The sequence below is a fragment of the Dictyobacter aurantiacus genome (genome assembly GCF_003967515.1).
GTDB classification, from domain to species: Bacteria; Chloroflexota; Ktedonobacteria; order Ktedonobacterales; family Ktedonobacteraceae; genus Dictyobacter; species Dictyobacter aurantiacus.
Map to the genome: position 1 here is coordinate 2459757 of NZ_BIFQ01000001.1, position 12868 is coordinate 2472624.

14 protein-coding genes and 1 tRNA gene are annotated in these 12868 nt (G+C 44.9%); 6 read left to right on the top strand and 9 right to left on the bottom strand.

The features are described from left to right. Nucleotides 1–14: 14 nt before the first annotated feature. The gene (locus tag KTT_RS09940; protein WP_126595826.1) at nucleotides 15–584 is read right to left on the bottom strand and encodes a hypothetical protein; all 570 of its coding nucleotides are present in this window, start codon (nucleotides 582–584) and stop codon (nucleotides 15–17) included. Between the two features lie 342 nt (nucleotides 585–926). Here KTT_RS09940 and KTT_RS09945 point away from each other — a divergent pair, with 342 nt between their 5' ends. Further along, complete coding sequence (locus KTT_RS09945) at nucleotides 927–1370, top strand: hypothetical protein (RefSeq protein ID WP_126595827.1); 444 nt, start codon at nucleotides 927–929, stop codon at nucleotides 1368–1370. A 112-nt stretch (nucleotides 1371–1482) separates the two neighbouring features. Here KTT_RS09945 and KTT_RS09950 read toward each other — a convergent pair. Both KTT_RS09950 and KTT_RS09955 read right to left on the bottom strand, forming a co-directional pair. Next, nucleotides 1483–1555: transfer RNA gene (locus KTT_RS09950), tRNA-Arg, on the bottom strand. A 354-nt stretch (nucleotides 1556–1909) separates the two neighbouring features. Next, nucleotides 1910–2383, bottom strand: a complete 474-nt coding sequence (locus KTT_RS09955) for a hypothetical protein (RefSeq protein WP_126595828.1) — start codon at nucleotides 2381–2383, stop codon at nucleotides 1910–1912. 188 nt (nucleotides 2384–2571) lie between these two features. Between KTT_RS09955 and KTT_RS09960 the strand changes: the two genes are divergently transcribed. Then, nucleotides 2572–2841, top strand: coding sequence for a hypothetical protein (locus KTT_RS09960; protein WP_126595829.1), 270 nt, complete (start codon nucleotides 2572–2574; stop codon nucleotides 2839–2841). Nucleotides 2842–3250: 409 nt separating this feature from the next. After that, entirely contained in the window at nucleotides 3251–3688 is a 438-nt protein-coding gene (locus KTT_RS09965; RefSeq protein WP_126595830.1) for a hypothetical protein, read from the top strand. 102 nt (nucleotides 3689–3790) lie between these two features. Here the strand turns inward: KTT_RS09965 and KTT_RS09970 are convergent, their stop codons facing one another. The 4 genes from KTT_RS09970 to KTT_RS09985 all read right to left on the bottom strand — a co-directional run bounded on the left by KTT_RS09970 (nucleotide 3791) and on the right by KTT_RS09985 (nucleotide 8856). Next, the gene (locus KTT_RS09970) at nucleotides 3791–4609 is read right to left on the bottom strand and encodes a DUF4231 domain-containing protein (protein ID WP_218030864.1); all 819 of its coding nucleotides are present in this window, start codon (nucleotides 4607–4609) and stop codon (nucleotides 3791–3793) included. Between the two features lie 386 nt (nucleotides 4610–4995). Next, nucleotides 4996–5649 carry a hypothetical protein gene (locus KTT_RS09975; protein ID WP_126595831.1) on the bottom strand — a complete coding sequence of 218 codons (654 nt, stop codon included), beginning with the start codon at nucleotides 5647–5649 and terminating at the stop codon, nucleotides 4996–4998. 197 nt (nucleotides 5650–5846) lie between these two features. After that, nucleotides 5847–6215: an endonuclease domain-containing protein gene (locus KTT_RS09980; RefSeq protein ID WP_126595832.1), complete on the bottom strand. Its 369-nt coding sequence runs from the start codon at nucleotides 6213–6215 to the stop codon at nucleotides 5847–5849. Nucleotides 6216–6444: 229 nt separating this feature from the next. After that, nucleotides 6445–8856, bottom strand: coding sequence for an AICE element replication initiation protein (locus KTT_RS09985; RefSeq protein ID WP_126595833.1), 2412 nt, complete (start codon nucleotides 8854–8856; stop codon nucleotides 6445–6447). A gap of 1149 nt (nucleotides 8857–10005) precedes the next feature. Here KTT_RS09985 and KTT_RS09990 point away from each other — a divergent pair. Together KTT_RS09990 and KTT_RS09995 are read left to right on the top strand one after the other, a co-directional pair. Further along, nucleotides 10006–10770, top strand: a complete 765-nt coding sequence (locus tag KTT_RS09990; RefSeq protein ID WP_126595834.1) for a hypothetical protein — start codon at nucleotides 10006–10008, stop codon at nucleotides 10768–10770. Further along, on the top strand, nucleotides 10764–11666 hold the full coding sequence (locus tag KTT_RS09995; RefSeq protein ID WP_126595835.1) for a protein phosphatase 2C domain-containing protein: 903 nt from the start codon (nucleotides 10764–10766) through the stop codon (nucleotides 11664–11666). The genes KTT_RS09990 and KTT_RS09995 overlap by 7 nt, the downstream gene beginning before the upstream one ends. Nucleotides 11667–11744: 78 nt before the next feature. Here KTT_RS09995 and KTT_RS10000 read toward each other — a convergent pair whose 3' ends face one another. Together KTT_RS10000 and KTT_RS10005 are read right to left on the bottom strand one after the other, a co-directional pair. Beyond that, nucleotides 11745–12215 (bottom strand): hypothetical protein, encoded by a 471-nt coding sequence (locus KTT_RS10000; RefSeq protein WP_235845662.1) that lies wholly within the window; start codon nucleotides 12213–12215, stop codon nucleotides 11745–11747. Nucleotide 12216: 1 nt separating this feature from the next. Further along, nucleotides 12217–12429, bottom strand: coding sequence for a hypothetical protein (locus tag KTT_RS10005; RefSeq protein ID WP_126595836.1), 213 nt, complete (start codon nucleotides 12427–12429; stop codon nucleotides 12217–12219). Nucleotides 12430–12571: 142 nt separating this feature from the next. On the opposite strand from KTT_RS10005, the gene KTT_RS10010 reads away from it, so the two are divergent. Beyond that, complete coding sequence (locus KTT_RS10010; RefSeq protein WP_268904529.1) at nucleotides 12572–12796, top strand: helix-turn-helix domain-containing protein; 225 nt, start codon at nucleotides 12572–12574, stop codon at nucleotides 12794–12796. Nucleotides 12797–12868 lie beyond the last annotated feature (72 nt).

Sequence of the window (12868 nt, forward strand, 5' to 3'; positions counted from 1 at the left end):
CCTTCATAGGTGATTCAAACTTCCTCGTCCAATTTAATGAGATCTTTGCCAAGAGAAGCATAGATAAGGCAACCAGCTGGAAATTCAAGGTAGCAGGCCCAATCTATCAAATGTTCAGTTTGAGAGAACGTATCCTTATAAGCCTGCCATTGATGATATTCAACTTGTAGCTGCTGATCGTTTTTCCCTGCATCGGAAGTATAAGGATCTGGCATAATAACTGGTAAACACAACCCTACGAGTGGTAAAGACAGTACGACAAAGGCAATGCTTATGAATAAAATAAGCTGCAGCTTCATTTCCCGTCTATAGGGTCTGGTTATTTCGCTTTTCATTCTGAGCAACTGCCATGGAGATATATTCGCAATACCATGCCTACGCAGCTGTCTGTACTGTGCCATCATTTGTCGGATCACATAAATACATAGAGGAACAAGTGTCAGAAAAAGCAAGAGCAGACCAGCCAGAAGGAGGGTCCTGGTTGGTTCGTGCTGCTGGTCTGAATGTGTCAGGCCAGCGAGGATGACACCAGAGCCCAGAACAACACAGTTTACAAAAGCCACCACGATCAATGTACGCCGCATGGTTCCTTCCATTTCCCCATCATTATCTATAAGTCTAGTATAGAAATATATTTACGGTATAGCAACAATCATAATACGCTTCACCATACCTTTGCTCGCACATGCCTGGCTCGTGGTGGCAACCTGGGCAAACTCTCCCGCCTTATGGGACACAGCAAGGCCAGTGCAATAGAGCGCTACCTAAAAGATTTTAGTAGCCGTGATACCAGAACTGATCAGTTAGAATATTCTTTGATAGCTATGTTCAGGTCTAAAAAATCTCGTCGAGGATTTCAACAAGTACAATGTCCTGACTCAGATACTTTATAAGTATCCAGGCCAAGACCGGTAAGGATGTAAAAGATGTGGCAAAATATCTGGTTTGATAGGATTTTAACCAGGCAAGAACTACTTATGGCGTTTGGTACCATATTTGGAGTAAAGTCTAATGAGGTTCTTTTTGAAACAGAAGCTAATCTCACCTCGCTTGCGACCGAAGATGATCGGCGTCTGTGGGATGAAAAATCTAGAGGCATTCGTATTTTATGTCTATCATCTTTATGGCCTATAAAATCGTTTCCTCTGTATTTAAAAATTATTCTGTACGATGAAACACTTCATCCTTCAAATGACCAGATTATATTTGGGACAATGTGCGAACTCTTACAATGTCAAATTGTGATGGGTGATGCCTCTTTATCAAGAACTTCATGGCTCTTAGTTAAGAGCCATGCTCAAATTGAACAGGTTACAATTGATTTCGATAGGTATGAGAATGACGAGATCATTGACTACATGATTGAATAACTATATTAGTAGTACTAAGTTCTGATAAGATTATAACGATACAATAATCCTATTCCGACGCACGGTTAGTTTGGCTTCTGCAGCGGGTTTACATTGTTGATTTTATGGAGAATGGGGCTGAGAGGACTCGAACCTCCGACGCACGGTTTAGGAAACCGACGCTCTATCCACTGAGCTACAGCCCCGCAAATTGGCTTCTAATGGGCGTCGACAACGGTTCGAGTCCTCTGAGAAACTCTTTAACCACCGCTCTATCACCCTTAAACCACCGCTGTAAGTCGTGTTTTCCCCACAACCTAAGCTCTTGACTGGTACAAACATAGCAGACTTCTATAGCGATGTCAAGATGGGGATTGGTTATGTATTCGGCTATAACCGGGCGTAACAGGCAGGGGTGAGATTATCTATAGAGGAACGTTCTGGCCGAAGACACGGGTTGATTGGTCGTGATATCCTGTCTTCGGGGTGAATGTTGTGGTTAGACTCCGTACATTCTTCGGGGAGGGCTAGCGTGGTTGCCAACCCTCTCACCTTCTTTTCTATCTCCACATCTTGAATGGCCGTGAAGCGTAGAGGCGTACGTCCCGTTGTATCTCTGCCTCTGTCCATTGAGGTGGTTTTGCGCTAATCACACGGGTATAGGTCTCTTCATCCGCCTCTTGTCCGTCTGTAATGAGCAGATGGGAGCGTGCGGGCGAGGCGTCTTTCTTAGCTTGCGCCTGGGCCTTTAGTTCTGCCTTGTGAACCTGGGAAGCTGCCAGCGCCCAACGTATATGTTTGCAATAGGGGCCGCTGCAATGGATGAAACCATCTAAACCGGCAGGACAGGTACAAGTGAAGTGGCCTTTACCTGGGCACTTGGGATCTTTGTGGTACTGCACTTTGTACTCAATCAAGTCATCGGCTTCACTCTGCACTAAATAGAACGGCTCCATTGTCTGCATATCAATGATACGGGTACAACGGTTGATCTGCTGTTCAGTAATGGGAGAGGTTTTTGTGGTGGTTGCCATTGTGGTTTAACTCCTCTGGTTGTATTGATAGTGGGATTTATTCCCTTCGATATATTAATAATACCATGTAGAGTTATTTATGTCAACAGCCCCAAAGGCCAATTCAGCACAATTGCAAATAACCCGTTATAGTGTTATAATCAACATAGATCGCAATAGTTAGGGCATATTTAAGAGGAGTACGCAGGGTGACAGATAAGATTGACCTGGAACAATATTATACAGCGAAGGACGCAGCGGAAGTGCTAAGTAGAAATAGTGGCAAAGAGATTGACCCCGCGTATATCCGCACATTAGCAAAGTACGGCAAGTTCACGCCAAGAAAGATCAGCAGTCGGTTAAGCCTCTATCCAAAAGCCCAGGTTGATGCGTACGTCGTTGAAGAGAGAGGAGAGAAGTCAGGACGAGCCAAACAGGAAAAGGCACGAACAAGAGAAGACGGAGAACCGAAAACATAAGCAGCCGTATGAAGTGGCCTGGTGGTTGTGGTGTACGTGGGTGCTATCAAACTGCCGTAGTAACTTGTTTTTTGTAGACACCCTTTGCTTCCGTGCTCGACTTTGGGCGATCCCATGTTGGGCAGTTGCCTCACAAAATAATCCCCAGTTGAAAAATGTTCCCCTCTTGCACGCCTTTTCCTCTGCCATATTGCTTGTCATAATCACCTCTCTTAGAGGGGCAGCACCCGGGACGCTCTAAACTAACTTATCTGTAGCAAATGCTATTTTATGAGGTGGAATTCAGTGGATGATAAGGAAGGAAGGGAGTAAGTAATAAGTACATGAAAACTTTGTAATTCTGCGGGTTATGCGTTAATTTTAATAGAAAAGAATTTTGGGATTTTTATGTTAGGAAGCAAGCAGTTTTATGAAGCAAACGAAACTACAATTTCTAGGTGACGTAAGGTGGCAAGGTGCAGGTGTAATAGTAGCCATTGTAACCCTTGTATTGACAACCATTTATTGGGCGGTTCCCAGCCCACAAATTTTTCATTCTTCCCAAAATACTCTCACACCAACTCCCGTGTCTACAACCACTCCAATTTCGACTCCCTCTTCCACGGTTGTTCAAAGCAAACCAGCTACTCCAACTGCCACCAATGACGGCAAATCAAAAAGCGGCGTATGCATAAACATCAACTTTAGCAAAAAGCCTGTGGTTGATAAATATGCATGTACCGCAGATGAAGAAAATACACAATTCCGAGGCGTTTTTCTCTATAGTGTATTCGTCGGTTTGGCGCTGTTTCTTTTATTTTTACTTTTGCTTTTGCTTAAGCTCATCATTGATTTTGTTTTTGATTGATGGTATCGTTTCAAATTTCTCTGAGAAAAAACAAAGAGCCATACAACGCGACGGGCTTCACATCTGCGAGGATTCGTCACTTAGCATGGCCCTGTTCTCAAGTTAGGCTACTTCTTTAGTGTCGGTGGATTGTTCCAACTGCTGCTGCCTTTTTGTTTGCTCTTCTCGTGATTGTTCGACTCTCTCCGCGAATTCTGAGAATGCTTCGTCAGGCTTATTTCTATATTCTTTATAATGCCTGATTCCCAGTTCGAGAGCTGTTTTTTCTTGCTCTATATAGTCGGCAGTTTGCTGCATGTGGTAACTTCGTTCACGAAATTTAAAGAAACCCATGATCGCTGTAATCAGGCTGACTATGAAACTAAGAAGTGGTGCAGCCCAGGGGATTTGCCAGCCCAACTTTGTATCAAGGCCACTCGTCAGCCCCGTGACTAATAGAGACGTGATAATCACAGTGAGTTGGCTTATGAAATGGAGAACGCGATTAACTTTTGATTGTTGGCGATAATCCTCAATCACACCAGGAACTACAATTTGCCGGTAGTATTGATGGTATTGTTGGGTTTCCAGGCCCTGAAGCCAGACTTCTTCTAATATTTGCTGCTCGTTTTTAATATCAGCAATCTCCGTTTGGTGTTTCCAACTACTCATAAGCGTCACGCGCCCGAGGGAAATAAAACCAACGAGGAAAGCTAGAATACCCGCGCCTGCCAGAAAACTGAGATAGCTCCAATTTGAATTAAGATAGTTTGCACCTGCAATGCCTCCTGCAAATACTAAAACGAGTACCAGGGCTGTCAACCACCACCTACCTAGCGTACGTTTCTCCTGATTTAGTATAAGCTGCTTTTCACGCCAATCCCTTTCCAAGGACAAACGCGTTTGATGATAATCATACCCCGCTTCATTCTGTAGTTGCATTATTACTTACCCCAGGCAATACTAATGGAAAAGATGTAAGAGGATTTATAGATGCATTTGACTTAATAATATTTTATTGCATTTGGAGGTTAAAAGAGGTTGAATAGTTCTTCGGATTTTAAGATGTCTTAACGTGATTTTCGGCGATCGCAGTACATTGGGTGAATATACTAGGTGACTTTAGATAGAACCCAGGCCCGCCACCTGACTATATTGGATGACGAGCCACTTGTTACGTGATCCGATGAGAGATTATCAGCGAATCCTGAGTTGCTTCGATGCGACAATTTGCTTACAGGGAAGGTGGGTAGTTGCCCTTCAAGTTAGCGCCGTCTTTTCAAAATCATACCTGTATTACATTTTTTGCGCCTGAAGCCGACAGCAATCTAACCATCTTCCTTAAAGAAATCGGGGTCCGTTTCGAGTAATTCAGGGAATCTTTCATCAAGAGATTTTTTCCAAGCTTGGGGATCGTAGGGGTAGTTATCTTTCCATAAAGGTAAATACATGATAACATGTTCATCCCACTTCCAGAGCAGAAGGTGTATCCGAGTTGATGTCCTTGAACGTTCGTCAGACTTGTATATACGTACCCTCCAATACCTTCCTTTCTCGCAAGGACATTCTTCGCAATACAACATCTTATATCCGTAATTCCAGCTTTTCTTGTCCATCTTCTCTTCAACATGCGTCTTTACCCACCACTCATCTGCGGTATACATACTTCTTTCTCTCTCCTCAAGTATCTTTTTCCACTTCTCCGCTTCCTCTAGATCCGCCTTTAGAATCTCTTGCTCTTTAAGTTTCTGTTGGTAATCTTGAAAAATTTTTGTACTACAATCATGACAAGCCTGCGGATTTAAAACCTTATGATCGGCGTCTGTAACGTAAAATGTTTGATGGCAGGTTGAGCAAACCAGACGTTTCACGATGCCATCGTACCCATCTTCAATTTCAGGAGTAACAACAGGAGCTTTTTCTTGTTCCAGGGTTTTCTCATCGGTCGTTGTAGGGGGCTTTCGTTTTCTCGCCATATCCACAGCCTCACTTCCATAGCCTAACAATTTGCTTGAAGTATACTTTGCCACATATGATAACCAATAAAGAAGATAATTAGAATAAAATATTTGTTAAAGATCTACTAACACATACGAGGTTACCACGGGAAATGGGCAGTTTCTTCTCAAGAAAAAGACCCGCCATCTAGCTCTTTCCTAGATGACGAGTCCAAAGTTTTTTAGGAAGCTCCTAGTGCATAAGCATTTCTTTCTATCGCTCTTGCAGCTCTTAAAACTGTGCGTACTGGATCAGAGTACACTTGTTTTGCGGTAAAGCGAATAACTGTCCAGCCAAGTGACTCAAGGTATTCTTGACGCCGCTGATCGCGTTCTATTTGTTCTGGTGAGGTATGGTAGGCAGCTCCGTCGATTTCGATAATGGTGCGGCTTTCTATGTGGGCAAAATCGGCGTAGTAGGAGAATCTACCGGAGTGATGGGGGATTTCGTACTGGTGGTGGAGCTGGTAGGGGATACCCTGTTTGGACCAGAATTCCAAGAAACGGTATTCCACGTACGAGGTTTTGGGGGCAAAGGGGGAGTTTGACATAGCGATGCTAATGCCTTTCTTGTTATTAAGGAGTGGAGATATGAGGAGGAGTGACAGGATGACAACATGGTGACAGGTGAATTTAGCGTGTCGTCACCAATGTAAATCAGCCAGGGGAGCTATTCGAAGGGTATGGGTGACAAGTGTGACAACCTTATACCTCTTCAATCTTCGAAAAGAGAAGAGAGAGAGGTGGAGCTAGAGGATAGCCCCACCATAACTGTACAGATTAGAAGGAGTGCGAGTCGTCACACTCGTCATTCTTGTCATTCGATCCTTCTAAATCCGCTGCAAACGGGGGTTTAAAGGGGTTCCTTTGAGGTGTGGATCTTGTCACAAAGCCGTCACCATCTAGATGCAGGTTGTCATACATTTTCGGTGGCGTATACTCTGTGTTAGTAATAGTGATCCTTCTCGCTCTTCCGCTACGGGGTGGGCGTTGGATCTCAATTCCCTGCTCTTTCAGGTTGGTTTCTATCTGCTTAATCTTATTACCCAATTTGATTTCATTCTGGGGCCATTCTTTTGAATACTCTGAAACATCCTTGTGGCTGCTGATCTCAACCAGAAGTTCTTTCATGGTTCCTGTCCAGGTTTTTTTGTTATCCATGAAATCTACAATGGCTCTGGCAACGGGGCTGCTTTCAACAACGATTGAGTTTGTCCCTTCACGGTTTTGCGCATAAGCAGTCTCAAATGTGCCCCCAGCGTGTCCCAAAGCTTGCTCTGCTGCCGTAGCCCACTTTGCGAAGTCAGCCATACGATATGAGCTGTTGAGCTTTGTTTCTTTCATCCTGGCGAGTGATGAAGCTACTGCGTCATAGAGCGCCCCCATAATGCGTGGACGTGCCTCATTGAAATCTTCCAGGAATTCACTCTCTGGTTTGTATTGGGGCACCCGCTGTGAACTGAGGATAATCGATCTATCTAGCAGGTCTCCACGCGTTGCAAGGTCATCAATGCCAGTGATAATGCTTGGGCGTTTTGAATCAAAGATCGACTCATCATCATCCGAGTATAGCTTTCTTGTGCTGAAACCGCCGCCAGTAGCCAGCACGCAGAGCGCATCACTAAACCATGTCTGGACAAAGGACAGGTTGTCGAAAATGAGAATCCAGTTGTTGTTTGCTCTCACCGCCAAGTCTCCTCTGTCCTTTGGCGTGTCTCTTAATGGCGAAATGTTCGGGTCAACGAGTGCACGTAACACTTTGGCAGTTGTGCTTTTAGCACTTCCGGCAGGCCCGCTGATGATAAGGATCGGATACGGTCCTGTTGGATGGACTGAGCCGATAAGCCACGATTGTAGAAGTACCCAATCTTGCTCACTGCTGATATTGATGAATTGCTTTAGCTCATTCAACGTTCCGCCACGTACTGGATCTGGTAGTGCCGCAATACCCTTTGGCCTTCTGAATGCAACTGGAGACGTTTCGAGTATCCTCCATCCGGTGCTACTAATCTCTACAACACGCCATGTGCTATCACCAAGATCAATGTAAATGTTTCCATTATGGTAAGCATGTCTGATATAGACATTTTCCTGTTTCTTACTGGCTCTGGCTAGTGATGACAACGTATTTACTGTGTCCTGTACTGCTTGTGAGTTGGCGGCACGTCCGGTACTGCGATAGTACATGTCCGCAAGCCAATCGCGGCAGATCATTTTGTTCACCGGATAAATTTCTTTGTGGTTTTCCACTGGTACCCGCGCATAGGCAGTACCTTCATTGTCCACAAAGAACTCTGCTCCCGATTCAGTGGCAAGGCGTAGCATGATATCTGTCGCTGCAATTCTTCCTTGCTGGTTTTGATCCCCCGTGGCAGATGCCTGGAGCGGATTAGTCGTGAGTTCTAACCATTCACGGAGCTTTTGAACAACCACCTCTCCTAAGATTGCAGAGAGCGATGGACCGCCGGTTGCTGTCATACCGCTGGCTAGCTTTTGCACTGTATCCATTGCAGCTTTGCGTCTGTCCAGTCCTTCTTCATCACCCGCTAATTCTGCTGCTCTGTTGATGAGAGAAACGACCGCTCCATCATCCATTCCGCCGCGTTTAAGGTATCCAGCTAAAGCCAGTGCACAATCATGTCTGCCCCCTTCATTAGGCCAGTGCCGAGCAACCAGAGCGATGGCAGCAATGAGGCGAACTGCCCTATCTAAACTCTTGTATGTAACCGCACCAGGATCGCCATTATCTGACCATACAAGCGGCTCCCTTGATGGATGAATGGATGGCGGTACAACGGTCTGACCTCCGGTACTCCGTAACTCGATTAAGGTATCCCCATTTACATCCTTATAACGGGTTACTTTTTCTGGAATTGTATCAATAACCCGGTACCAGTAATGGCTGTCTGGTTTACTGGCCCGCCCGTGGATCATCGCTGTTGGTGGAAGGTATTCAGGTGCAATCTCTATTGTTTCTGCGCAGTCTAAATCTACATCTACCAGGCCGCCAGAGATTGCTCCCAGGAGAATTCCTATATTGTCTCCTGGATTGAAATCATTTTCAGTAAATCCGCCGCGTTGCCATTCTGGTTGTAGTGGCCTCTTTTGACCATGTGGTATGGGAACTACTGACCAACCGCGATTCGTATATTCCTTTGCCAAAGCTGCTGTTGTGTTGTATACTGTCGTCACTAATAAAGATCCTTTTCTAAGTCTAGTTGAGTGCCACCTCTGCTAGACCGATATCCAAAAACGGAGAGGCCTCACTAAAAGATGAGGTCTCTTTTTCTATTCTTTTTGCTGAGTTAAAAACCGGCCACCCTACCTACATGCGTATGCGGCGATTGGTGTCGTTTTGCATATGATTCACATCCGCCATGATTTTGATTGACAGATCTACTGCACAGTTACTATGAAGGGTAATAGAGCCTGTCGTACCAACCCTGTGGATAGCTGGGTAACTGATAAATCCCCCACAATAGAAGCAGCGATCTTGAACCGTACTGTGATGGGGGTGGTCAATGCTGCGAAGGTATGCCATGAAAAGCCTCCAACGTCGAAAAAGCCAGAGCTGATAAACTCGGCTTTAACAGATTTGTGGTAGTAAGTGTTTACGCTGATGATTATTTTTGTTTTGGATGGTAACCGTATGCAAGAAGCACAGTTTGAAGCACTGTGGGATCTATCAATCGGTACCGTCCAACTTGCTGCGTAGGAATTCGCCCAAGCTTATAGTGATGCCAGACAGAGTTATAGGGCACACCGATAGCTTTGGCTGCATCCTTCAAAGGTAACAGGGACACAAACATTCCCCTTTCGTAGCTGAGGAACTGAAATGTGAGTAGAGATTTGGGGATTTGAATAATTATCTCTACTTTAAGTAGACCTGAAAGAATATACTAGACAGACACATTTAGGACCAATTTTTACAAACCTGTAAAACCCATAATTCTTGCTGTGCTTATTCTATTTCAGCCCAATTAAAAGCTATTTCTTGACCATTTCAGGTGAATTTTTGAGTATTTCGAGGCTATTTTGTGGAGTCTTTTGCGCATAATAGAGATGCAGTTTGAGGCAGAAAAAAGGAGTTTCGGCGCCAAAAGACCATGTAAACGGGCAGGCAAGAACGTCCCTGTGTGTGGGCCACTGATGATTTACCCACCTACATATACATCTCTCTTCTTAAGAACTTCTCTTAAGATTGGTATGTTTATCGCATTAGGACATACATCTTTTTAGTGATGAATGTATCTTTAGCATGTATAATCTCTCATTGGAATAAGAAACACTTGCCCCACATAAAAAAATTGTTGTAAAGGATTGCAAAATTCTGGGGGAAACATGGAAGATATACATTCTATCCTCATCAATGTGATCTCTAATATCGCATGGTTGCCTATTGGGATTGTTCTTACGGCTGTTAGCATATGGATCAAGGTACGCGTTCCAAATCGGCGGCTCTGGCGTGTAGATGATCCAGCTCGTTTGACGGTATGTGTAGCGACCTCAACCACGACAAATACGGGTCTCTACAATCGCCCCTCTACTGGTATCGGGCAGGTACGTGCTTTGGCGCTTGCTACACGATCACTCAACAAAGCCTATAGCAATAAACTCGATGTGAGCAATATCATCCTCTCGGTTGAGCCTCTTCAAGATCGCTTTGATAATGATCTGCTGATCCTCGGAGGTCCGAAGAACAACAAAATAGCAGCAAAGTTCTTGAGCCTTATCAGTGAAGAGCAGCCTGCCGCGCAGATTGATAGCATGATTGTCTGGCGTGTGCATAAATCAGGAGGGCATTGGATCGACCAGGGAGCACTAGAGTACGAAGGCCAGGCTGTCAATCGCCGTGTTGAAGTGGATTATGGGTTGATTGTCCGCGCACAAAGCCCTTTCACATCCCATCCACGTACAGCTATTCTTTTTGCGGGTTCCCATACATATGGTACAGTAGCAGCATCGAAGTTTTTTACAGAGGATCTGCATCAACATTTGCGAAAACTGACACGCGATGGAAGAAAGAACTTCTCTGTACTTATCAGCACTCAAGTTGTAGACGGACATCCAACAAAAATGAAAGTGGAGCGAAGTTACGCATGGTAGAAGATACAAGTAGTGATAGCCTGATACTGGCTTCTGAGACTCCTCACTATACGCTGATAGAACAATCTCTGCTATCGAAAACGGGTCAAGACGAGACGTGCGAAGATGCTCTCTATATTGGCCCCGATTTTATTGCTGTGATCGATGGTGCAACTTCCAAAACTGACCGAAGATGGGATGGAAAGACAGGGGGGAGAGTCGCAGCTGAAATCATCTTACACGCGTTTGATCTTATTCCAGCAGATGCGACAGCTCGCCAAACGGTTGATATTCTTACCGCTGCTATCCAGGCACTCTATAAACAACACGAAGTTACTGAAATTGTGCAGTCTGAGGGAGTTCAAAGAGCTATTGCCGCCTTTATCGCGGTGAGTTTTGCACGCAAAGAAATCTGGCTCGTTGGTGATTGTCAGTGTATGATAGACCAGCAACTTATCCAAAATACAAAAGAAATCGATAATGTAACCGCTAATGCACGCTCTTTATTTCTTGCGGCTGAGATAGCTCAGGGCAAAACCGTGGATGAGCTGAGAGCATATGATCCTGGAAGAGAATTTATCTTGCCTCTCTTGAAGCGACAGATGACCTTTCAAAATAACCCTGTGTCTGGACCTTATTGGTTTCCTATCATCGATGGCTTTGCTGTACCTGATGAGGGGATTCGCGTTGTCTCTCTGCCTGCTGAGGCTACTACCGTTGTGTTGGCTTCTGACGGCTACCCCTACTTAAAAGACAGCCTGGAAGCATCTGAACAAGCCTTGCAAGAAGTTCTTCAAGACGATCCTCTGCTCTTCCGCAAATACAAGTCAACAAAGGGCGTACAGAGCGGGAATGTGTCTTTTGATGATAGAGCGTATGTGAAGATTACTTTAAAAGGGAACGCTGAAGAGGAGTAGAGAACGAGAAATGCCGAAGAAACTGTACTCCATTGAGCTGCTTGTCTCTTCAGCTCCCTCGCTTTAAATCTGGTATTTTTATTCTACGGATACACAATACGCTTGGCTTTGTATGTATCCGGGGATCGAGATACAACCGATATGCAAACCTTCTGGGCAGGGCGTGTAGTAGTGATGCGGCAAATGTGCAAGCTGTTCTAACCACTTCCTTGCCAGATCTCTTGCGTGTTCCTGGTTACGCGCATAGACAAAGTTGTAGGCATCGGTTAGCTCTTCATGGGTGTTGGCACTGGCACGTATGATCCAGAGCACCTGATACTCTTCCCATACCACGATATCGACATGCTCTAGTGTAAGCTCTAATCCTACGTGCTGGGCCAGGGCTGCAACAATCTTCTCCGCATCGCGCTGGTAGATAGGTTTACGAAGGAGTGCATGATACACGGTCCTGGTTCCCAACTCTGCAAGCGTGGCGATGGTGGGAATATCAAAGTAATGGATGGTCCTGAGCTGCTCTAACGTCGGCTTCTTCCGTCTCTCTTCCATCATTCTATCCTATCGCTTGAATATAGACCTCAACGGCAATCTTCGCTGCTTCCTGCTCGCCTACAATAGCCGCTAGTTGCTCCTGTAAGCCCCCTATCGAGTTGTACTGGTTATTGATAATGTCATGGGAAGCTGTGATCTTGAAGCCCTTCATTGCCTGCCTCATAGCCTCACATTCAATCTCTATCTGCCTCCTCAACAATGCAATTTCGCTCACCTAAAGATCTCCTTTCTCACTCCGATATTGGTTTTAAAGACCACCCTTTAAGTAATACCATTACAGACCAGCTTACGTCAACAATCAAGCTGTAGTAGTATGAAGTGCATCTATTGATTTATGGGGTAAGAATTTGTTGCGATTGCGCGTAAAAGAGGTTGCCCAAGAGAAGGGGATGGGATTAGCGAAACTTTCCAGGCTGTCTGATATTTCGTACAAGACTATACAGAAGATCTGGCGCAATCCCTACCATGATGCCTCGTTATCTACCCTCAATCGTATTGCCCGTGTGCTAGCGGTACCTGCGACAGAACTCCTAGAAGATGTATCTGACGACCAGGTGCCAGAAGAATATCGTCTCTACTAATTTGTTATTTCCATTTGGCTTGTGTTGATTTGTACTGATTACCCCTCTTTTAAGATCATCATTTGTACGTAG

What these genes read in the sequence shown, in the direction of transcription:
- KTT_RS09940 (WP_126595826.1), bottom strand. Translation starts at nt 584, where the DNA reads ATGCGGCGTACATTGATCGTGGTGGCTTTTGTAAACTGTGTTGTTCTG.
- KTT_RS09945 (WP_126595827.1), top strand. Translation starts at nt 927, where the DNA reads ATGTGGCAAAATATCTGGTTTGATAGGATTTTAACCAGGCAAGAACTA.
- KTT_RS09955 (WP_126595828.1), bottom strand. Translation starts at nt 2,383, where the DNA reads ATGGCAACCACCACAAAAACCTCTCCCATTACTGAACAGCAGATCAAC.
- KTT_RS09965 (WP_126595830.1), top strand. Translation starts at nt 3,251, where the DNA reads ATGAAGCAAACGAAACTACAATTTCTAGGTGACGTAAGGTGGCAAGGT.
- KTT_RS09970 (WP_218030864.1), bottom strand. Translation starts at nt 4,609, where the DNA reads ATGCAACTACAGAATGAAGCGGGGTATGATTATCATCAAACGCGTTTG.
- KTT_RS09980 (WP_126595832.1), bottom strand. Translation starts at nt 6,215, where the DNA reads ATGTCAAACTCCCCCTTTGCCCCCAAAACCTCGTACGTGGAATACCGT.
- KTT_RS09990 (WP_126595834.1), top strand. Translation starts at nt 10,006, where the DNA reads ATGGAAGATATACATTCTATCCTCATCAATGTGATCTCTAATATCGCA.
- KTT_RS09995 (WP_126595835.1), top strand. Translation starts at nt 10,764, where the DNA reads ATGGTAGAAGATACAAGTAGTGATAGCCTGATACTGGCTTCTGAGACT.
- KTT_RS10000 (WP_235845662.1), bottom strand. Translation starts at nt 12,215, where the DNA reads ATGATGGAAGAGAGACGGAAGAAGCCGACGTTAGAGCAGCTCAGGACC.